Origin of the sequence: Maritimibacter alkaliphilus HTCC2654 (genome assembly GCF_000152805.1) — a bacterium.
Lineage (GTDB): Bacteria > Pseudomonadota > Alphaproteobacteria > Rhodobacterales > Rhodobacteraceae > Maritimibacter > Maritimibacter alkaliphilus.
In genome coordinates, this window is sequence record NZ_CH902578.1 from 702884 (window position 1) to 722362 (window position 19479).

Below are 19479 nucleotides of genomic sequence, written 5' to 3' on the forward strand. Positions count from 1 at the left end.
CGCGCCCCGGCGCGGCGAAACCTCAGCCCAGTGTCGCGAGCGCCGGGAAGGTTTCGAGCAGCCAGTAAGAAAACGCCGAAAAACCCCCGGTCAGCATCAAAAGGCCGATGGTCCACAGAAGCAGCCCCATGATCCGCTCGATCCGCTCCATATGCCGCTTCATCCAGCCCATGACACCCTTCATCCGGGGGAAGAAGGCCGCGACCAGCAGGAACGGAATGCCCAGCCCCGCCGCGTAGATGGCCAGAAGGAAGGTGCCCCTCGCCACGTTCGCCTCGGACGCCGCGAGCGACAGGATCGCGCCCAGTTGCGGGCCGATGCAGGGCGTCCAGCCGAAGGCGAAGGCAAGGCCCAGAAGATAGGCGCCGAAGGCACTCCCCCCTTGGTCGCCCGCGTCCAGCCGGGCCTCGCGGTTCAGAAAGGGGATCGTGAAGATGCCAAGAAAATGCGCGCCGAACACCATGACCACGATCCCGGCCAAGGTGTTGAAGATGCTTTGGTTTTGCAGAAAGAACGCGCCGAAGGCACTGGCCGCGAATCCCATGAACAGAAACACCGTAGACAGGCCCAGCACGAAAAACAGCGCCGCCACCGTCGCCTTGCGCGACGATTTCGCGCCCTCGGACAACTCCGTCACGCTCACGCCCGACATATATGCCAGATAGGGCGGCACGATGGGCAGCACGCAGGGGCTGAGGAAACTCAAAAGCCCCGCGACCAGCGCGATGAGAAGCGCGGGCAAGAGGCTCGCGTCGATAAGGTCTATCCCGAACATGCTCCCCCTCTACCCGGCCCCGCGCCCGCCGTCACCTGCCACAACGTCACATCCGGGCGATGGACTTGTAACACCTTCGGCAGTATGTGCTTTGCCATGGATCACGACGTGGAAATCGACGCCATCGGGCTTCTGTGCCCCTGGCCGGTGCTGAAGGCAGGCAAGGCCCTGCGCGGGATGCAGCCCGGTCAGGTTCTGCGCCTGCTCGCCACCGACCCGGTCGCCGTGATCGACGTGCCGCATTTCTGCGCCGAGGAAGGGCACACGCTGATCTCGACCGACGACGACGGTGCCGCCACCGCCTATACGATCCGCAAGGGCGCCTAGCCGCGCGGCCCATCACAACCGCCTGATACCAAAAGAAAAAGGGGAGCCCATGGCTCCCCAGTTTCGCTGATAAGGCTCGTCATTGTACCGCCCGGTTGTTTTCTGCCTGCGGCCCTATCCGCGTCAGGGGCGAGCGCACCCGCCCCGTGTCTCGTCTCATCCGGCGTCGCGCGCCCGCGCAATCGCAGGCACCGCCCCGTCGGTCAGGAAGTAGGCCACCCCCTGCGTCAGGTCGAATTCACGCACATGGAGCGTGATCGTCTCGCCGGTGTCGGTCACGAAGGTGAGCGGCCCTTCGCTTTCCGACCCGATCATCGCGGCGGGCACGCGGAACGCGCCCGACCCGTGTGTTTCGCCGCCTCCGATGGTCAAGAGAATGCGAAGGTCCATCCGCTCGGTCTCGTGACCATCGACCAGAAAAGACCCCCGGTAATCTCTCAGTTCCATCGTCCGCGCTCCTCAGCTACAGCCGCTCGTCGCGCCGCAGGTGTTGCACTTCATGCAGGTGCCGTTGCGCACCAGCGTGTAGTTGCCGCAGTCGCCGCAGGCCTCGCCCTCGTAGCCCTGCATCTTCGCCTTGGCGCGGGCGTCCATCGTCATGACGGTCCCGGTCCCGAGCGAGGTTGCGGGTTCCGCGACCATCGAGCCTCCGGCCATGCCCCCCGACGTGGCGGGCACCAGCGTGTTCAGCGCCGTGAGCGCGTCGTCGGTGCCCGTGGACTGACCGCCCTGAAGCACCACCAGTTCCTGCGGCAGACGCTTGCGCAGGTAGCCGGTCGAGGACACCTGTTTCAGCATCTCGAGCGAGCGGGTCGCGGCGGTCTCGGACATTTCCTTGACGTTGGCGACGCCCTCTTCCTGACCCCGGCCCACATCGTCGAAGGACGAGCCTTCGGGCTTCACATGGGCCAGATCTGTGCGGTCGAGGTAGGACACGGCAAGCTCGCGGAAGATGTAGTCAAGGATCGACGTCGCGTTCTTGATCGTGTCGTTGCCCTGCACCATCCCGGCCGGTTCGAACTTGGTGAAGGTGAAGGCGTCCACGAACTCCTCCAGCGGCACGCCGTATTGCAGGCCGACCGACACGGCGATGGCGAAGTTGTTCATCATCGCGCGGAAGCCCGCGCCTTCCTTGTGCATGTCGATGAAAATCTCGCCCAGCTGCCCGTCCGAGTATTCGCCGGTGCGCAGGTAGACCTTGTGACCGCCGACGATGGCTTTCTGGGTGTAGCCCTTGCGGCGATCCGGCATCTTTTCGCGGCCCGCGCGGGCGACTTCCTTGATGACCACCTTCTCGATGATCTTCTCGGCCAGCACTTCGGCTTTCTGCTGCGGCGTGCCGGTGGCGAGGATTTCCTCGGCCTCGTCGTCGTCTTCGACCAGCGCGGCGGCCAGCGGCTGCGACAGCTTGGAACCGTCACGGTACAGCGCGTTCGCCTTGATCCCCAGCGACCACGACAGTTCGTAGGCGCGCTGACAATCCTCGATGGTCGCGTCGTTCGGCATGTTGATCGTCTTCGAGATCGCGCCGGAGATGAACGACTGGGCGGCGGCCATCATGTAGATGTGCGCATCCGTCGACAGGAACCGCTTGCCCTTCTTGCCGCAGGGGTTGGCGCAGTCGAACACCTTGTAGTGCTCTTCTTTCAGGTGCGGCGCACCCTCCAGCGTCATGGTGCCGAGCGCGTGGTCGTTGGCCGCTTCGATGTCGCCCTTCGAGAAGCCGAGGTGCTTGAGCAGGTCGAAGGTCGGGTCGTTCAGCTCGTCGCCAAGGCCAAGGTCGTTGCGGCAGAACTCTTCGCCCAGCGTCCACTGGTTGAACTGGAACCGGATGTCGAAGGCGGACGCGAGGCCCTTTTCGATCTTCTGGATTTCGGCATTGCCGAAGCCTTTGTTCATCAGTGTCTGGGTGTTGATCCCCGGCGCGTTGCCAAGGCTGCCGTGACCGACCGCATAGGCGATGATCTCTTCGATCTGGGCCGAAGAATATCCAAGCTTTTCAAGGGCTGCCGGGACGGAGCGGTTGATGATCTTGAAGTAGCCGCCACCGGCCAACTTCTTGAATTTCACCAGCGCGAAGTCCGGTTCGATGCCGGTCGTATCGCAATCCATGACCAGACCGATGGTCCCAGTCGGCGCGATCACCGACACCTGTGCGTTGCGGTAGCCGTGCTTTTCCCCCAGCGCGAGGGCTTCGTCCCACGACGACATGGCGAGGTCGACGAGCGCCTTGTCCGGGCAGCCTGCGTGGTCAAGGGCGACCGGCTTGATGTCCAGCGCCTCGTAGCCGTCCGTGGCGCCATACGCCGCCGTGCGGTGGTTGCGGATGACGCGCAGCATGTGGTCGGCGTTGCGCTTGTAGCCGTCGAAGGCGCCAAGCTCACCCGCCATTTCAGCCGACGTTGCGTAAGCCACACCCGACAGGATCGCGGTCAGCGCCCCGGTCAGCGCCCGGCCCTCTTTCGAGTCGTAGCCGAGACCCATGTTCATCAGCAGGCCGCCGATGTTGGCGTAACCCAGACCCAGCGTGCGGAAGTCATAGGACAGTTGCGCGATTTCCTTCGACGGGAACTGCGCCATCGTCACCGAAATTTCCAGCGTCACGGTCCACAGGCGCGTGGCGTGCATGTAGTCCTCGGCCTGGAACGTGCCGTCCTTGAGGAAGGTGAGCAGGTTCATCGAGGCGAGGTTACAGGCCGTGTCGTCGAGGAACATGTATTCCGAGCACGGGTTCGAGCCGCGGATCGCGCCGTCTTCCGGGCAGGTGTGCCATGCGTTGACGGTGTCGTGGTACTGGATGCCCGGATCGGCACAGGCCCATGCCGCGTGACCGATGTTCTCCCACAGATCGCGCGCCTTGATGGTCTTGGCGACCGAGCCGTCGGTGCGGCGGATCAGTTCCCAGTCGGCATCGGCTTCGACGGCCTTGAGGAAGGCGTCGGTGACGCGCACCGAGTTGTTCGAGTTCTGGCCCGAAACCGAAGCATAGGCTTCCGAGTCCCAGTCGGTGTCATAGGTCGGAAACTCAATGGATGCATAGCCTTGGCGGGCGTAGTCGAGAACGCGCTTGATGTAGGTCTCCGGGATCGCGACCTTTTTCGCGGCGCGCACGGCGTCTTTCAGCTGCGGGTTTTCTTTCGGGTCGGTGGCGGCGTCGATAGAGCCGTCCCAGCCGTGGATCGCGGTGAAGATGTCGTTCAGGTGACGCTCGTGCATCTTGGAGCCGGCGACGAGCGAGGCGACCTTCTGCTCTTCTTTCACCTTCCAGTTGATGTATTCCTCGATATCCGGGTGATCGGCATCGACGATGACCATCTTGGCCGCGCGTCGCGTGGTGCCGCCCGACTTGATCGCACCGGCGGCGCGGTCGCCGATCTTGAGGAAGCCCATGAGGCCCGAGGATTTGCCGCCGCCCGACAGCGGCTCGTTCGCGGCGCGCAGAGACGAGAAGTTGGTGCCGGTGCCGGAGCCGTATTTGAACAGGCGGGCTTCGCGGACCCACAGGTCCATGATGCCGCCGTCACCCACCAGATCGTCGCCGACCGACTGGATGAAACAGGCATGCGGCTGCGGATGTTCGTAGGCGGAGGCCGACTTGGTCAGCTCCTTGGTTTCGAAATCGACGTAGTAATGACCCTGCGACGGACCGTCGATGCCATAGGCCCAGTGCAGACCGGTGTTGAACCACTGGGGCGAGTTCGGCGCGGCCATCTGTTTGGCCAGCATGAAACGCATTTCGTCGTAATAGGCGCGCGCGTCTTCCTCGGTCGAGAAATAGCCGCCCTTCCAGCCCCAATAGGCCCAGGCACCCGCGAGACGGTCGAACACCTGCTTGGACGATGTTTCGCCGCCGAAACGCTCGGCCTTGTCCATGGCGTCGAGCGCCTTGGTGTCGGGGACGTGGCGCCACAGGAACTCAGGCACGCCGTCTTCCTTGACCGGCTTCAGCGCGGCGGGAACGCCCGCCTTGCGGAAATACTTCTGCGCGATGACGTCGGAGGCCACCTGGCTCCAGCTTTCCGGGATCTCGATATCGTCGAGCTTGAACACGATGGTCCCGTCCGGGTTGCGGATCTCGGAGGTCGCGCGGGTGAACGTGATCGCGTCGTATGCGTCTTTGCCTGCCTCGGTGAACTTGCGTGCGATTTTCATTTTGGCCCCTGTGTCTCTCAATGCCGGTCACTGGATGGATCACTGCTCACGCTGACCCACGTCTCAACTCGTGCTGGCGGGGCCGGCGCGAAGGGAAAAACGGCCCCGGTCGCCGGAACATCGTTTCCCGGCAACTGTCGCGGCCCCTTTGTTGGGGTCCGATGTGAGGCTAACTATCCCTACCCGCCGACAGCCACTATATGTTGTGGCTTTCCGACCAGCACAAACAAACTGACGTAGGGGGGCGCACCCGTCAACGCGTTTTCAGGCCCCGTTAACCTCTTTTTTTCGTTGACGCTGACGCGCGGTGATTCATCCCCAACCTGCCCGCGGAGAGTCGTCGAAAAAGGCGTCGGATTTTCAGGCCTTTCTGTCATCAAACTGTCAAAAAGGATGAGTGTTGTGGGTAACTCGGGTCGCGGCGCTACATATTGCGTGCGCGCCACAGTCCAGCACTCAATGTTCGATTCTGCATCGTTTCGCACAAGATTCGAGCCGAGAGCACACCACATATATTGTTAATGAACCAAATCGGACACCAGATATGGGTAGTCCAAAAGGATATAGGTCGCAGAATCGCATCCCGCCGATTCCCGGTCGACGGCCCACGCGGGCGGGAGGACGGATGCAGGACGAGGGGAATGGTCGGGGCGGCGAGATTCGAACTCACGACCTTCTGTACCCAAAACAGACGCGCTACCAGGCTGCGCTACGCCCCGACGTGCGCCTCTCTACAAAGAGCGACGAGTGATGGAAAGACCTATTGCGCGGCGCAGGACCAGGCGGCCGCGTCGCCGAAGGCGGGATGGCGCATTTCGGCCCCCGCCTCGATCCCGATGGCCCCGGCCAGACCGCCCCGGATCTCGAGCACGGCCAGAATGTCGTCGCCCCCCCGGATCGGCGTCAGATCGCCCGGCACCGCATTCTCGTGCACGTTGCGCACGACGCCGTCGGCCCCGACGAAGATCATGTCGAGCGGGATCAGCGTGTTCTTCATCCAGAACGAGGCCGGGCGCGGGCTTTCATAGATGAACAGCATCCCCTGCCCGGACGGCAGGCTTTCGCGAAACATAAGCCCCTGCGCGCGCTCCGCGTCGTCATCCGCGATCTCGACCGAGAACCGGGCGGTTCCGAACGTGCCCCGCAGATCGACCTGAGCTTCGTCACAGGTCTGGGCCGTCAGGGGGCCGGCCAGACACGCGGCCAGCAAAACACTCGTTACTTTCACGTCAGTCCTCTCCGTCCAAGGCCGCGTCCCAGGATGTCACCAACAGCGCCATGCGCCCGCGTTCGCCCATCGCCGCGCGCATCCCGATGGCTTCGCCCGGTTGCAGGTCGGCAAGACCCGACCGGCGCAACACCTCGACATGGATGAACACGTCTTCCGGTTTACCGAAGGCATTGGCGAAACCAAAGCCCTTACCCTTGTCAAACCATTTCACCCGCGCCGGTTCCAACGGATCGGCGCGCGACAGGTCCAGATCCTCGGTGAACGTGCTGGTGATCGTCTCTTCGCTTTCGGCGGCATGAATGGCGAGCACTTCGACCGCCTGCATCCCGCGCGGCGTGTCCTGCACGACGATCTCGATCCCGGCCCGGTCCGCGACCGAGCTTTGACCGAAGTTCCGAAGCACGTTGGCGTGTAGAAGAATGTCAGGCCCGCCCTGATCGGCGACCACGAAGCCAAACCCCTTGGCGGGGTCGAACCACTTTACCGTGCCACGCTGTACATAGCGGCCCGACGCTGTGTCGTCGTCCATGTCAAAGCACACCTTGTTGTCCAGCATCCCCAATTCCAAATGTGGACGATTGTGCAAAATGAAACAAGATGGCCGACCCTGACTTTTTCGACAGGACGCACGTTTTTCACCAAAGAATCACGGCTGTAAACGCTGGATTTTCCACGATGTTTGTGCTGACTCACGCGTCCAGCGGAATCGGTCGTGCAGCCGGAACGCGCCGTCGGCCCAGAATTCCATCTCGGTCGGGACGATCCGAAAGCCACCCCAGAACGGTGGCCGCTTGGGATGCGTGCCGTGGGTCGCGGTCACTTTCGCCACCTCCGCCATGAGCGATGTCCGGCTGTCGAGCGGCTGGCTCTGATGCGAGGCCCAGGCACCGAGACGGCTTTTGAGCGAGCGGGAGTCGTAATAGGCGTCGGCCTCCGGCCCGTCCGCGCGGGTCGCGGTGCCCCGCACCCGCACCTGACGCCGCAGCGTCTTCCAGTGCAGCACGAACGCCGCGCGCCCCGCCTGCTCGATCTCCTGCGCCTTTACCGAGCCGTAGTTGGTGTAGAACACGAACGCCTCGGCCTCGATATCCTTCAAAAGCACCATGCGCACATTGGGCATCCCGTCGGCGTCGACGGTCGACAAGGCGATGGCGTTCGGGTCGTTCGGCTCCGACACCTCGGCCTCGGCCAGCCAGGCCCGCGTGATGGCAAACGGGTCGTCGCCCGCGAAAATTCCAGTCCTGTCCGACATGACGCTCCCCGTTCCGACGCCGCCTGCCCCTTGGGCAACTTGCCTGCCCAGCAGGCTTGAAGGCCCCGTGGCAATCTCATAAACCGGGCTAACACGTAATCGACGGGACGGGGAACAGGCAATGTCGGGCGGATTGATGGACGGAAAACGCGGGCTGATCATGGGGCTCGCCAACGACAAATCAATCGCCTGGGGGATCGCCCGGGCCTGCGCCGAGGCGGGCGCCGAACTCGCCTTCTCCTATCAGGGCGAACAGATGAAAAAGCGGGTGGGTCCGCTGGCCGAACAACTCGGCTCGAACATCGTGGTCCCCTGCGACGTGATGGACGAAGCCTCGGTCGACGCGCTGTTCGACGAGTTGAAAGAGAAATGGGGCAAGATCGACTTTATCGTTCATGCCATTGGTTTCTCGGACAAAAACCAGCTTCGCGGGCGCTATGCCGATACCACGCGCGAGAATTTCACCATGACGATGGACGTGTCGGTCTATTCCTTCACCGCCGTCGCCCGGCGCGCCGCCGACCTGATGCCCGATGGCGGGTCGATGCTGACGCTCACCTATTACGGCGCCGAACAGGTCATGCCGCATTACAACGTCATGGGCGTGGCCAAAGCCGCGTTGGAGGCATCGGTGCGGTATCTGGCCGAAGACTTCGGAAAGGACGGTATCCGCGTGAACGCCATTTCCGCCGGGCCGATCCGCACCCTCGCCGCCTCCGGCATCGGCGACTTCCGCTATATCCTGAAGTGGAACGAGCTGAACTCGCCGCTGCGCCGCAACGTGACCATCGACGACGTGGGCAAATCGGCGCTGTATCTGTTGTCCGACCTCGGCTCCGGCGTGACGGGCGAGACGCATCATGTGGACGCGGGCTATCACGTCGTGGGCATGAAGGCTGTCGATGCGCCGGATATCGACGTCACCGTGAAGAAGGAAGACTGACATGGTCGACAATCGCCTGCCCCATGAAAAAGGCTTCCACGTCAGCTGGGACCAGATCCACCGCGACAGCCGCGCGCTTGCCTGGCGGCTCGACGGCAAGGGGCCGAACGACGGCGGGTGGAAGGCTGTGGTCGCGATCACCCGCGGCGGGCTGGCCCCCGCGATGATCGTCGCGCGCGAACTGGACATCCGCACGGTCGATACGATCAGCGTCAAAAGCTACAACCACCAGACCCAGACCGAGCCGGTCGTCATCAAATCGCCGGACATGGACGTCTGCGGCGACGGCACCGGCGTTCTGGTGGTCGACGATCTGGTCGACACCGGCAAAACGCTCGAGGTCGTGCGCGACCTGATGCCGAACGCGCATTTCGCCACCGTCTATGCCAAGCCCAAGGGCAAGCCCATGGTGGACAGCTATATCACCGAGGTGAGCCAGGACACGTGGATTTTCTTCCCGTGGGACATGGCGCTGCAATACGTTGAGCCGTATCGCGGCAAGGACTGACAGGCCGCTGCGCCAGACGAAAACCAGACGCCCGCGCATGGCTCCATACGCGGGCGTTTTCTTTTGCGGTCAGGAGTTTAGCCGATGGCTTTCAGCCCCGACCTGAACCGGCGCATGTTGTCTTGATAATGCAGCGCCGAGGCGATCAGCCCCTGTTTCGTCGCCTCGTCGAGCTCACGCACGACCTTGCCGGGCGATCCCAGCACCATCGTCCCGTCGGGGATCACCTTGCCCTCGGTCACCAACGCCCCGGCCCCGATCAGACAGCCCTTGCCGATCTTCGCGCCGTTCAGCACCGTCGCGCCCATGCCGATGAGCGATCCGTCCCCGACCGTACAGCCATGCAGCATCGCCTTGTGGCCGATGGTGACATTCTCGCCCAGCGACAGGGGAAAGCCCATGTCGGTGTGAAACACGCAGTTTTCCTGCACGTTCGTGCCCTTGCCGATGGTCAGGCGTTCGTTGTCGCCGCGCAGGGTGCAGCCGAACCAGACGCTCGCCCCCTCTTCCAGCACCACGTCGCCGATCAGGTTTGCATCGGGGGCGACCCATGTGTCCTCGTGGATGGTCGGCGCGATGCCGTCGAGTTCATAGATCATGCGTCTGCCTCGGTGAATTCTGCCTGAAGTTGGCGGATGAAGGGCGTGAGGTTGGGTTGCTGCGACTTGCGCAGCCGCTCGGCCGATACGATCACCTTCAGCTTCTCGAACGTCGCGTCGAGGTCATCGTTGACCAGAACATAGTCGTAGCCGTGCCAATGGCTGATCTCGTCCCAGCTTTTTTGCATCCGTTTTTCAATGGTTTCGGGCGCATCCTTGCCGCGCGTTATCAGACGGCGCTTCAACTCGGCAATCGAGGGCGGCAGGACGAAGATCGACAGCACATGGTGGCTGAGGCTGGAATCCTTGATCTGCTCGGCCCCCTGCCAGTCGATGTCGAAGAGCACGTCGCACCCGTTCTCGATCGCGTCGCGCACCGGGGCTTCGGGCGAGCCGTAGAAATGGCCGAACACATGGGCATGTTCGAGCATCTGACCGTCGGCCACGAGCTTCTTGAACCCGGTCTCGTCCATGAAACGGTAGTCCTTGCCGTCAACCTCGCCCTCGCGCGGGGTGCGCGTCGTGGCCGACACCGAAAACGCCAGCGTCGGGTCCCAATCCATCAGGCGATGGGCCAAGGTGGATTTCCCCGCGCCCGAGGGCGACGACAGGATGATGAGAAGGCCGCGGCGTTTCATGTCTGCCTCATTCGATGTTCTGAACCTGCTCACGCATCTGGTCGATCAGGGCCTTGAGGTCCAGCCCGATCCGCGTCAACGGCTGGAATCCGGCCTTCGAGCACAGCGTGTTGGCCTCGCGGTTGAACTCCTGCATCAGGAAGTCGAGCTTGCGTCCGCGCGGCTCATCTCCGGTCAGCAGACTGCGCGCCTGCGCGACATGGGCGGTCAGTCGGTCGAGTTCCTCGCGCACGTCCGATTTCACGGCGATCAGGGCCAGTTCCTGTTCGATCCGGGTGCCGTCCATCGTCTCGGCACTGTCCATCACGCGGGCGAAGGCGGCTTTCAGCGTCGTCGCCTGATCCTCGCTGCGGGCGTCGAGCAACGTCTCGGCCTCGCCCACCAGCGACTCGATCTCGCCCAGTTGGGCCGACAGCACGTCGCGAAGCGCAGCACCTTCGTGTAGGCGCATGTCGTTGAAGGCCGACAGGAGCGGCGGCAGGTCCGCGATCAAGGCCTTGAGAAGCGGCGCGGTATCGTCCTCGGTCTGCGCCGTTTCGACGACACCACGCATGGCGGCGACATCGGCGGCACTGGTGCCCGCCAGTTCGATCCCGTTGCGGGCGGCGGCGGCGTTGATTTCGGCCAGCATGGCGAGCGCCCGGTCGAGCCCGGCGGGATTGATCGCCAGCGCCCCCTCGTCCGCATCGCGCGTGATCCTGAGCCCGACGGTCACATTGCCCCGCGCCACGGCACCGGACACGGCCTTGCGGACCGCGGGTTCCAGCCCGTCGACCCAGTCCGGCACGCGAATCCGCATGTCCAGCCCACGGGCATTGACCGAACGGATATCCCAGCTCCAGCTCCAGGGGTGCAATGCGCCCTTGAGCGCCGCGAAGCCGGTCATCGAGTGGGTCAAGCGTTAACCCTTTCTTCAGGTTTCGCCCCAATCTGGACGAAATTGTGGCAGATTAAGGCATCGGTAAGGAACGCCGGTCATTCGTTAACAGAGGGTGCACGACGGGGCAACGTGCAGCACGAACAGGTAGTGTCATGAAGATCGAGTATCTGAAGGGTTCAAACGTCATTTCCATCGCTCCGGCGCGCGCGCAGGCGCATTTTCCGTCCATCGCCCGCGTGGACGCCTATTGGGACGCGCTGCGCAACGGGCGGGTGATGCCGACACGTGGCGACGTGGACCCGCGCGGTATCTCGGACGTTCTGGAATACGCGTTCGTCTTGGAAAAGATCGCGCCGGGCGTGGCGCGGACCCGGCTCGCGGGGATGCACCTGAACGATCTCATGGGGATGGAAGTGCGCGGTATGCCGATCACCGCCATGTTCCTGCCGGAAGGGCGGCGGGAGCTTCAGATGGTACTGGAATCGGTGCTGGAAAGCCCGGCCAAGGCGCGTCTGACGCTTGAAAGCGACTCGGGCCTGACGCGGCCCAAGCTGGAGGCGCAGATGGTGCTGCTGCCGCTCAAGGACGAACGGGGGCGTCCGACACGCATCCTTGGGGCGTTGCAGGCCAAGGGCAAGATCGGGCGCGGGCCACGCCGGTTCAGGATCACCACGCAGTCGGTCGAACCGCTCCTGTCCGACACCGGGCCGCAGTACCCGATGGCCGAAGACCGCGCCCAGGCCCGGACCCAAGCGGCGGAACAGACAGCGGCATTCGATGGCGCAGAGGCGGGAACCGCCCCGTTCCTGCGCCTCGTGCACGACGCGGACGGGAGCGAGGGGTAGCGGACGTCCGCGTCGGGGAAGCCGCCGCCTGCCATCGCGGACGGCGGCTTTCCGGTGCATCCAGACGAAAAACCCCGCGCCGAGGCGCGGGGTTTCTTGTTCAAGCATCGGGTGCCGGTCAGGCCGTCGCAGCCGCCGTTTCGATCTTGCCGCGCCCCGAAAGCTCTTCGGCCACGAGGAAGGCGAGTTCGAGCGCCTGCGAGGCGTTGAGGCGCGGATCGCAGGCCGTGTGGTAACGGTCCGACAAATCCTCGTCCGTCACAGCGCGCAGACCGCCGGTGCACTCGGTCACGTCCTTGCCGGTCATCTCGAAATGCACGCCACCGGGGATGGTGCCTTGATCGCGGTGGACGGCGAAAAACTCCTGCACCTCGGCCAGAACCTGTTCGAAGGGCCGGGTCTTGTAGCCCGAGGCCGACTTGATCGTGTTGCCGTGCATCGGATCGCAGGACCACACAACGTTCGCGCCTTCGGATTTCACCGTCTCGATCAGGCGCGGCAGATGCTCGGCCACCTTGCCCGCGCCGAAACGGGCGATCAGCGTCAGGCGCCCGGCCTCGTTCTCGGGGTTCAGCTTCTCCATCAGAACCTTGAGGTCCTCTTCGGTCGTGGTGGGGCCGCATTTCAGCCCGACCGGGTTGATGACCCCGCGCGCGAATTCGACATGCGCGCCGTCCGGCTGCCGCGTGCGGTCACCGATCCAGATCATGTGGCCCGACCCGGCGACGACATTGCCGGAGGTCGAATCGACCCGCGCCAGCGCCTCTTCGTATTCGAGCAGAAGCGCCTCGTGCGAGGTGTAGAAATCCACGGTGGACAGTTCGTGGTTCACGTCAGACGTCAGGCCCGCGGCACCCATGAAGTCGAGCGCATCCTGAATACGGCCAGCCATATCCCGATACTTCTCGGCCTCGTCGCTTTCCGTGAACCCCAATGTCCAGGAGTGGACCCGGTGGATGTCGGCAAAACCGCCCGTCGAGAACGCGCGCAACAGGTTCAGCGAAGCCGCCGACTGGGTGTAGGCCTGAAGCATCTTCTGCGGGTTCGGGATGCGCGCCTCGGGCGTGAAATCCAGATCGTTGATGATGTCGCCCCGGTAGCTGGGCAACTCCACGCCATCGATGGTCTCGGTCGGGGCCGAGCGCGGCTTGGCGAATTGCCCGGCCATACGACCGACCTTCACCACCGGAACCTTGGCGCCGTAGGTCAGCACCATCGCCATCTGCAACATCACCTTGAATGTGTCGCGGATGTTGTCGGCGCTGAATTCCGCGAAGCTTTCGGCGCAATCGCCGCCTTGCAGCAGGAACCCCTGCCCGCGCGACACCGCGCCCAACTGCTTTTTCAACCGGCGCGCTTCGCCTGCGAAGACGAGCGGCGGATACTTGGACAGCTGGGCCTCGACCTCGGCCAGCGCGGCCTCGTCGGTATAATCCGGCATCTGAACCCGCGGTTTCGCGCGCCATGCCGATTTCGTCCAGTTGGTCATTTTCTTCTCCATCGCTCGGGCCCCGGGATTTGCGCCGTGCTCATGTTAGCGTCAACATTTCCGGGGAACATGGGGTGTATACCCACGCACCCGCCTCAAGGCAAAACAAACTTGCCCCGATCCGCTGGACGGGGGATTGCAAAAGTGCGTTAAATACTCAATCCCGCGTTGGACCAGCCAGACACAGACGTCACGATGCCACCAGCCACCGCCCTCCGCACCGACAGCACGACGCGCCGCTTCGTTTTCGTGCTCATGCCCGAGTTCACCCTGCTGAGTTTCGCGGGGGCGCTGGACGCGCTGCGGCTGGCCAATCGGCAGGTCGGACACAAGGCCTATGAGTGGCGCCTTATCGGTGAGGGCGGCGGAACGGCCACCTGTTCGGCCGGCTCCAGCTTTCAGCTAGACGGCGATCTGGACGAGTTGCGCCATGACGACACGGTGATCCTGTGCGCCGGAACCAACGTGACCAAGCACACTTCGCCCAAGCTGATTTCATGGCTCCGGCGCGAGGCGCGGCGGGGCGTGACCATCGGCGGGCTGTGCACGGCGGCCTATGCGCTCGCCAAGGCCGGGCTGCTCGACGGCAAACGCGCCACCATCCACTGGGAGAACCATGACGGCTTTCTCGAGGATTTCCCCGACGTTGACCTGACCAAGTCGATCTACGTGATGGACGGCAAGATCATCACGACGGCGGGCGGCACGGCTTCGATGGACCTAATGCTGTCGCTGATCGCGCGCGATCAGGGGGCGGACGTGGCGAATGCGGTGGCCGATCAGCAGATCTACACCTCGATCCGCACCGACCGGGACACGCAGCGGCTATCGGTTCCGACCCGGATCGGCGTGCGGCACCCCAAGCTGTCGACGGTCATTCAGAAGATGGAAGCGCATATCGAGGACCCGATCAGCCCCGCGACCCTCGCCGCCGAAGTGGGCCTGTCGACCCGGCAGTTGGAGCGGCTTTTCCGCCGCTACCTGAACCGCTCTCCCAAGCGGTATTACATGGAACTCAGGCTGGGGCGGGCGCGCAACCTGCTGATGCAGACCGACATGAACGTCATCAACGTGGCGCTGGCCTGCGGCTTCACCAGCCCGTCGCATTTCTCGAAATGCTACCGCGCGCAATACGGCACGACGCCCTACCGCGAACGCGGCAGTCAGGGCGCATCGGCGGACACCTAGGCGCGCGGGCCGCTCAGTCTGCGGGTGCCAGCCGGTAGATCGCGCCCCGATCCTCGGAAATGAACCAGACCGACCCGTCCGGCGCTTCGGCCACGTCGCGCACGCGGGCGGTTTCGCGGGTGCGGATCACCTCTTCCGACCAGTCCTCGGGGTCGAGAACGTGAAGCGAGTCGAACTTCAGGCTGCCGATGACGAAGTGACCGTCCCACCCCGGTATCGCGTCCGACAGAATCGCCATGCCGGAGGGCGCGATGGAGGGATCCCAGAAGTGTTCGGGCTGCGCCATGCCTTCGGCTTCGGTCCCGACACCTATTTTCGAGCCGTTGTAATTCGTGCCGTATGAAATCTCGGGCCAGCCGTAATTCGTGCCGGGTTCGATGCGGTTGATCTCGTCCCCGCCGCGCGCGCCGTGTTCGACGGCCCAGAGCCGACCCTCACCGTCCATCGCCGCGCCTTGCGGGTTGCGGTGGCCGTAGGACCAGATTTCGGGGAGCGCCCCGTCCTGACCGACGAAGGGGTTGTCGGACGGAACGGTGCCGTCGCGGGCGACCCGCACCACGGTGCCGTTGTGATGCCCAAGGCTCTGGGCGAGGTCGGCCTTGCCCCGTTCGCCCACCGTGACGAACAGCGTGCCATCGGCGGCCTCGGTCACGCGCGAGCCATAGTGCTGGGTCGTGTTGCCGCCTTCGGCCATCTCGAAGAGCACCCGGCCCCCCGTCAGCCCGTCTCCCGCCTCGTTCAGCCGCGCGACCATCAGGGCGGTGCCCGCGCCGCTGTCCTGCGGTTTGGAATAGGTCAGGAAGATTTCGCGGCTCTCGCCGAAATCGCGGGCGACCGCGACATCGAGCAGGCCACCCTGCCCCTGCGCCACCACCTGCGGCACGCCGGACACCTCGGTGCGACCGCCCTCGGCATCGACGCGCACCAGCGTTCCGGCGATTTCGGTCACCAGAAAACCGCCATCCGGCAGGAAATCGACGCCCCACGGCATGTCGAAGCCGTCTGCGATCTCGGTGATCTCCATCGGGCCCGCTTCGGTCTCGACCGTGGCGGCATGAAGAGGAAACGCGACCGTCAGGGTCAGCGCGGCGGCGAGCGGGAGGGGGTTCATCGCGGTCATAGACAGGACGATGGGGGGCTTTGACAGGCTGGACAATCGCGCCCCACGACAACGTGACCGCACGTCAGCCAACGACAACCTGTGCGAGCCGCGCAAGCACCCCCCTTTTCATTCCCGAAATCATCGCTAGGGTGAGTGCAGGACAACGATCCAACAGGGAGAAAACACATGAAAAAACTGCTTCTCGCAAGCAGCGCCTGCGCACTTGTGGCGACGGGCGCCTTTGCCGAAAGCCATATGTCGGAAGCCAAGATCGGCATTCTGCTCGGCTTCACCGGCCCCATCGAATCGCTCACACCGCACATGGCGCAGAGCGCGGAACTCGCGCTGAAGGAAGTGAACGACTCGGGCATGTTCCTCGAAGGCGTGACGCTGACCTCGGTTCAGGCCGACACCACCTGTGTCGACGCCTCCGCCGCGACGGCAGCGGGCGAAGGCCTCGTCTCGAACGAAGGCGTGATCGCAATCATGGGCGCGGCCTGCTCCGGCTCCACCACCGCCGTTCTGGCCAACGTGGCGCTGCCCAACGGCATCCCGATGATTTCGCCCTCGTCGACCTCGCCGGCGCTCACCACCGTCGAAGACAACGGCCTGTTCTTCCGCACCGCCCCGTCGGACGCCCGTCAGGGTGAAGTCCTCGCGCAGGTGCTGTCGGACAAAGGCGTGACCTCGGTCGCCGTGACCTACACCAACAACGACTACGGCAAAGGCTTTGCCGATGCGTTCTCGGCGGCCTTCGAAGGCATGGGTGGCTCGATCACCACGACGGTGCCCCACGAAGACGGCAAGGGTGACTACTCGGCCGAAGTCGCATCGCTCGCCTCGGCTGGCGGCGACGTACTGGTCGTGCTCGGCTACGCCGATTCCGGCGGCAAGGGCGTGATCCAGTCGGCCATCGACACCGGCGCGTTCGAAACCTTCGCGATGGGTGACGGCATGTATGCCGACTCGCTGATCGCGGACCTCGGCGACATGCTCGTCGGTTCCTACGGCACCATTCCGGGCGCCGAAGGCGAAGGCGCGGAAGCCTTCGTGTCGATCACCGACGCGGCCGGCATCAACGGTTCGTCCGCTTTCACCCGTGAAAGCTATGACGCCGCCGCCCTGCTCGCCCTCGCGGCCTTCAAAGGCGGCGCGGCGACCGGCGAAGCCATTGCGGCCAACGTCATGGACGTGGCCAACGCACCGGGCGAGCCGATCCTGCCGGGTGAGCTTGGCAAGGCGCTCGAAATCCTCGCGAACGGTGGCGAAATCGACTATGTCGGCGCCTCGGGCGTGGAGCTGATCGAGCCGGGCGAAGCCGCCGGCACGTACGAAGAGTACGAGATCACCGACGACGGCTACTCGACGGTTCAGTTCCGCTAAGTCGCCTTTTCCTAGACAAACGGCCCAAGCCCGGGGACACTTCTCCCCGGGCTTGGTTCATACGGAGGTGGGGTTCCCGTGATCACGGTCGAAAACCTGCACAAACATTTCGGCGGCTTCCATGCGGTCGACGGCGCAAGTCTGACAATCGAAAAAGGGGCGATCACCGGATTGATCGGCCCAAACGGCGCGGGAAAAACCACGCTTTTCAACGTGATCGCCGGGGTTCTTGAACCCACATCCGGCCGCGTCACGATGGAAGGCGAGGACATCACCGGCCTGCCGCCGCATACGCTTTTCCACAAAGGCCTGCTCCGAACGTTCCAGATCGCGCATGAATTCGGCTCGATGACGTGCCGCGAAAACCTGATGATGGTGCCGGGCGGACAGTCGGGCGAACGGCTGTGGGACACGTGGTTCGGCCGCAAACGCATCGCGGACGAGGAACGCGCGCTTCGGGCCAAGGCCGACGAGGTGATGGAGTTTCTGACCATCGAACACATCTCGGACCTGCGCGCGGGTCAGGTGTCGGGCGGGCAGAAGAAGCTTCTGGAACTCGGACGCACGATGATGGTCGATGCACGTATCGTGTTCTTGGACGAAGTCGGCGCGGGCGTGAACCGCACGCTGCTTTACACCATCGCCGATGCGATCAAACGGCTCAACGTCGAGCGTGGCTATACCTTCGTCGTCATCGAGCACGACATGGATTTCATCGAAAAGCTCTGCGATCCGGTCATCTGCATGGCCGAGGGCAAGGTGCTGGCCGAGGGCACGCTGGCCGAGATCAAGGCGAACGAGCAGGTGATCGAGGCCTATCTGGGCACCGGGCTGAAGAACAAGGATCAGGTGGGCGCATGATCCGAGGCTTGGTCATCGCATCGCTCTTCGCCGCGGCTCCGGCCCTGGCGCAGACCTGCGACACCGTGGGGGACGGCGTGCTTTTTTGCCCCGACGACACCCCGTTCGCGGGCATCGCGGGCGATTACGACCCCGGTATGGGCGTCACCTTCTATCAGGCCGACACCGTCATGCTGTTGACCGGCCCCCTGCCGCCCTTCGCCTACGATGTCTGGGTCGCCACCCCGGGCGACCTGTCGGGCGCAGCCGAGACATTCCCGGCGCAGGAAAGCGTCGGGATCATGGATCGACCAAGCGTGCTTGGCGGCGACATCCCGGCCGAAACGCTGACCTACATGGTGCAGCCCGACATGATCTCGCTCGTGACGGTGATCGACCTGTCCGGCATCCCGCACCTCGCCCAGACGGTCGAGGGCGGCACGCAAATGACTGATAAACATATGGAATACCATCGCGCGGCTCTCCTCGCGCTGGTGGAGGACGACCTATGAGCGACGCATACAGCGGACGTGGCAACAAGGACCGTTCGGTCACGAAAGAGGGCGGCGCGACCATGACGCCCGGCCCCCAGCACGGCAAGGCGCGCCCGGCACCGGGCGGCCCTTTCCTGATCGGCGAAAGCATGACAGGCGGCTACGGCAACGGCCCCGACATCCTGCACGAATGCACCATCGCCGTGGACAAGGGCGAGATCGCGGTGATCGTCGGCCCCAACGGCGCGGGCAAATCGACGGGGATGAAGGCGCTTTTCGGGATGCTGAACGTGCGGTCCGGTTCCGTGCGGCTGGACGGCGAGGATATCACCGACCTGAGCCCGCAGGACCGGGTGAAGAAGGGCATGGGCTTCGTGCCGCAGACCCACAACATCTTCACCTCGATGAGCGTGGAAGAGAACCTTGAAATGGGCGCGTTCATCCGCACCGACGACATCCGCCCGACGATGGAGCAGGTCTACGAACTGTTCCCGATCCTCAAGGAAAAACGCTATCAGGCAGCGGGCGAATTGTCCGGCGGGCAGCGGCAGCAGGTGGCCGTGGGCCGTGCGCTTATGACCCAACCCAAAGTGCTCATGCTCGACGAACCGACCGCGGGTGTCTCGCCCATCGTGATGGACGAGTTGTTCGACCGGATCATCGAAGTGGCGCGCACCGGCCTTCCGGTCCTGATGGTCGAACAGAACGCACGTCAGGCGCTCGAGATCGCCGACAAGGGTTACGTGCTCGTCCAGGGCGCCAATGCGCATACGGGGACCGGCAAGGAACTGCTCGCCGACCCGGAAGTGCGCCAGAGTTTCCTCGGGGGGTAA

20 protein-coding genes and 1 tRNA gene are annotated in these 19479 nt (G+C 64.0%); 9 read left to right on the forward strand and 12 right to left on the reverse strand.

Going from position 1 to position 19479, the window contains the following annotated elements:
• Positions 1-22: 22 nt before the first annotated feature.
• On the reverse strand, positions 23-775 hold the full coding sequence (locus RB2654_RS04580; protein ID WP_008328981.1) for a cytochrome c biogenesis CcdA family protein: 753 nt from the start codon (positions 773-775) through the stop codon (positions 23-25).
• Between the two features lie 96 nt (positions 776-871).
• Between RB2654_RS04580 and RB2654_RS04585 the strand changes: the two genes are divergently transcribed.
• Positions 872-1102 carry a sulfurtransferase TusA family protein gene (locus RB2654_RS04585; RefSeq protein WP_008328982.1) on the forward strand — a complete coding sequence of 77 codons (231 nt, stop codon included), beginning with the start codon at positions 872-874 and terminating at the stop codon, positions 1100-1102.
• Positions 1103-1258: 156 nt separating this feature from the next.
• On the opposite strand, the gene RB2654_RS04590 is transcribed toward RB2654_RS04585, so the two are convergent.
• The 6 genes from RB2654_RS04590 to pdxH form a co-directional block, all read right to left on the reverse strand.
• Positions 1259-1549, reverse strand: coding sequence for a hypothetical protein (locus tag RB2654_RS04590; RefSeq protein WP_040884398.1), 291 nt, complete (start codon positions 1547-1549; stop codon positions 1259-1261).
• Positions 1550-1561: 12 nt separating this feature from the next.
• Positions 1562-5254: a vitamin B12-dependent ribonucleotide reductase gene (locus tag RB2654_RS04595; RefSeq protein WP_008328986.1), complete on the reverse strand. Its 3693-nt coding sequence runs from the start codon at positions 5252-5254 to the stop codon at positions 1562-1564.
• Positions 5255-5896: 642 nt separating this feature from the next.
• Positions 5897-5973, reverse strand: a tRNA-Pro gene (locus RB2654_RS04600).
• A gap of 41 nt (positions 5974-6014) precedes the next feature.
• The gene (locus RB2654_RS04605) at positions 6015-6482 is read right to left on the reverse strand and encodes a DUF192 domain-containing protein (RefSeq protein ID WP_148912585.1); all 468 of its coding nucleotides are present in this window, start codon (positions 6480-6482) and stop codon (positions 6015-6017) included.
• 1 nt (position 6483) lies between these two features.
• The gene (locus RB2654_RS04610) at positions 6484-7014 is read right to left on the reverse strand and encodes a cold-shock protein (RefSeq protein ID WP_040885449.1); all 531 of its coding nucleotides are present in this window, start codon (positions 7012-7014) and stop codon (positions 6484-6486) included.
• Positions 7015-7131: 117 nt separating this feature from the next.
• On the reverse strand, positions 7132-7737 hold the full coding sequence (pdxH, locus tag RB2654_RS04615) for a pyridoxamine 5'-phosphate oxidase (protein ID WP_008328991.1): 606 nt from the start codon (positions 7735-7737) through the stop codon (positions 7132-7134).
• A 121-nt stretch (positions 7738-7858) separates the two neighbouring features.
• Here pdxH and fabI point away from each other — a divergent pair, with 121 nt between their 5' ends.
• The gene (gene fabI / locus RB2654_RS04620; RefSeq protein ID WP_008328994.1) at positions 7859-8680 is read left to right on the forward strand and encodes an enoyl-ACP reductase FabI; all 822 of its coding nucleotides are present in this window, start codon (positions 7859-7861) and stop codon (positions 8678-8680) included.
• Position 8681: 1 nt separating this feature from the next.
• Complete coding sequence (gpt, locus tag RB2654_RS04625) at positions 8682-9188, forward strand: xanthine phosphoribosyltransferase (RefSeq protein WP_008328996.1); 507 nt, start codon at positions 8682-8684, stop codon at positions 9186-9188.
• Between the two features lie 77 nt (positions 9189-9265).
• On the opposite strand, the gene RB2654_RS04630 is transcribed toward gpt, so the two are convergent.
• Genes RB2654_RS04630 through RB2654_RS04640 form a run of 3 tightly spaced genes read right to left on the reverse strand, consistent with a single transcriptional unit; the run spans position 9266 to position 11311 of the window.
• Complete coding sequence (locus RB2654_RS04630) at positions 9266-9787, reverse strand: gamma carbonic anhydrase family protein (RefSeq protein ID WP_008328997.1); 522 nt, start codon at positions 9785-9787, stop codon at positions 9266-9268.
• Positions 9784-10425 carry a guanylate kinase gene (gene gmk / locus RB2654_RS04635; protein WP_008328999.1) on the reverse strand — a complete coding sequence of 214 codons (642 nt, stop codon included), beginning with the start codon at positions 10423-10425 and terminating at the stop codon, positions 9784-9786. Before gmk ends, RB2654_RS04630 begins: the two co-directional genes overlap by 4 nt.
• Before the next feature lie 7 nt (positions 10426-10432).
• Positions 10433-11311, reverse strand: coding sequence for a YicC/YloC family endoribonuclease (locus RB2654_RS04640; protein ID WP_008329001.1), 879 nt, complete (start codon positions 11309-11311; stop codon positions 10433-10435).
• A 146-nt stretch (positions 11312-11457) separates the two neighbouring features.
• Here RB2654_RS04640 and RB2654_RS04645 point away from each other — a divergent pair, with 146 nt between their 5' ends.
• Complete coding sequence (locus tag RB2654_RS04645; RefSeq protein ID WP_008329002.1) at positions 11458-12150, forward strand: PAS domain-containing protein; 693 nt, start codon at positions 11458-11460, stop codon at positions 12148-12150.
• Positions 12151-12268: 118 nt separating this feature from the next.
• On the opposite strand, the gene RB2654_RS04650 is transcribed toward RB2654_RS04645, so the two are convergent.
• Positions 12269-13639 carry a class II 3-deoxy-7-phosphoheptulonate synthase gene (locus RB2654_RS04650; RefSeq protein ID WP_040885450.1) on the reverse strand — a complete coding sequence of 457 codons (1371 nt, stop codon included), beginning with the start codon at positions 13637-13639 and terminating at the stop codon, positions 12269-12271.
• Between the two features lie 195 nt (positions 13640-13834).
• Here RB2654_RS04650 and RB2654_RS04655 point away from each other — a divergent pair, with 195 nt between their 5' ends.
• The gene (locus RB2654_RS04655) at positions 13835-14827 is read left to right on the forward strand and encodes a GlxA family transcriptional regulator (RefSeq protein ID WP_040884400.1); all 993 of its coding nucleotides are present in this window, start codon (positions 13835-13837) and stop codon (positions 14825-14827) included.
• Positions 14828-14840: 13 nt separating this feature from the next.
• Here RB2654_RS04655 and RB2654_RS04660 read toward each other — a convergent pair whose 3' ends face one another.
• Entirely contained in the window at positions 14841-15947 is a 1107-nt protein-coding gene (locus tag RB2654_RS04660) for a PQQ-dependent sugar dehydrogenase (RefSeq protein ID WP_008329019.1), read from the reverse strand.
• Positions 15948-16115: 168 nt separating this feature from the next.
• On the opposite strand from RB2654_RS04660, the gene RB2654_RS04665 reads away from it, so the two are divergent.
• The 4 genes from RB2654_RS04665 (at position 16116) to RB2654_RS04680 (ending at position 19479) form a co-directional block, all read left to right on the forward strand.
• Complete coding sequence (locus tag RB2654_RS04665) at positions 16116-17312, forward strand: ABC transporter substrate-binding protein (RefSeq protein WP_008329020.1); 1197 nt, start codon at positions 16116-16118, stop codon at positions 17310-17312.
• Between the two features lie 78 nt (positions 17313-17390).
• Positions 17391-18173, forward strand: coding sequence for an ABC transporter ATP-binding protein (locus RB2654_RS04670; protein WP_008329021.1), 783 nt, complete (start codon positions 17391-17393; stop codon positions 18171-18173).
• Positions 18170-18664, forward strand: a complete 495-nt coding sequence (locus RB2654_RS04675) for a hypothetical protein (protein WP_008329022.1) — start codon at positions 18170-18172, stop codon at positions 18662-18664. The genes RB2654_RS04670 and RB2654_RS04675 overlap by 4 nt, the downstream gene beginning before the upstream one ends.
• Positions 18661-19479, forward strand: a complete 819-nt coding sequence (locus RB2654_RS04680; RefSeq protein ID WP_008329023.1) for an ABC transporter ATP-binding protein — start codon at positions 18661-18663, stop codon at positions 19477-19479. The genes RB2654_RS04675 and RB2654_RS04680 overlap by 4 nt, the downstream gene beginning before the upstream one ends.

Bases quoted from the DNA above. Each gene is read 5' to 3' on its own strand.
- RB2654_RS04580 (WP_008328981.1), bottom strand. From the start codon at position 775: ATGTTCGGGATAGACCTTATCGACGCGAGCCTCTTGCCCGCGCTTCTC.
- RB2654_RS04585 (WP_008328982.1), top strand. From the start codon at position 872: ATGGATCACGACGTGGAAATCGACGCCATCGGGCTTCTGTGCCCCTGG.
- RB2654_RS04590 (WP_040884398.1), bottom strand. From the start codon at position 1,549: ATGGAACTGAGAGATTACCGGGGGTCTTTTCTGGTCGATGGTCACGAG.
- RB2654_RS04595 (WP_008328986.1), bottom strand. From the start codon at position 5,254: ATGAAAATCGCACGCAAGTTCACCGAGGCAGGCAAAGACGCATACGAC.
- RB2654_RS04610 (WP_040885449.1), bottom strand. From the start codon at position 7,014: ATGGACGACGACACAGCGTCGGGCCGCTATGTACAGCGTGGCACGGTA.
- pdxH (WP_008328991.1), bottom strand. From the start codon at position 7,737: ATGTCGGACAGGACTGGAATTTTCGCGGGCGACGACCCGTTTGCCATC.
- fabI (WP_008328994.1), top strand. From the start codon at position 7,859: ATGTCGGGCGGATTGATGGACGGAAAACGCGGGCTGATCATGGGGCTC.
- gpt (WP_008328996.1), top strand. From the start codon at position 8,682: ATGGTCGACAATCGCCTGCCCCATGAAAAAGGCTTCCACGTCAGCTGG.
- RB2654_RS04630 (WP_008328997.1), bottom strand. From the start codon at position 9,787: ATGATCTATGAACTCGACGGCATCGCGCCGACCATCCACGAGGACACA.
- gmk (WP_008328999.1), bottom strand. From the start codon at position 10,425: ATGAAACGCCGCGGCCTTCTCATCATCCTGTCGTCGCCCTCGGGCGCG.
- RB2654_RS04640 (WP_008329001.1), bottom strand. From the start codon at position 11,311: ATGACCGGCTTCGCGGCGCTCAAGGGCGCATTGCACCCCTGGAGCTGG.
- RB2654_RS04645 (WP_008329002.1), top strand. From the start codon at position 11,458: ATGAAGATCGAGTATCTGAAGGGTTCAAACGTCATTTCCATCGCTCCG.
- RB2654_RS04650 (WP_040885450.1), bottom strand. From the start codon at position 13,639: ATGACCAACTGGACGAAATCGGCATGGCGCGCGAAACCGCGGGTTCAG.
- RB2654_RS04655 (WP_040884400.1), top strand. From the start codon at position 13,835: ATGCCACCAGCCACCGCCCTCCGCACCGACAGCACGACGCGCCGCTTC.
- RB2654_RS04660 (WP_008329019.1), bottom strand. From the start codon at position 15,947: ATGACCGCGATGAACCCCCTCCCGCTCGCCGCCGCGCTGACCCTGACG.
- RB2654_RS04665 (WP_008329020.1), top strand. From the start codon at position 16,116: ATGAAAAAACTGCTTCTCGCAAGCAGCGCCTGCGCACTTGTGGCGACG.
- RB2654_RS04675 (WP_008329022.1), top strand. From the start codon at position 18,170: ATGATCCGAGGCTTGGTCATCGCATCGCTCTTCGCCGCGGCTCCGGCC.
- RB2654_RS04680 (WP_008329023.1), top strand. From the start codon at position 18,661: ATGAGCGACGCATACAGCGGACGTGGCAACAAGGACCGTTCGGTCACG.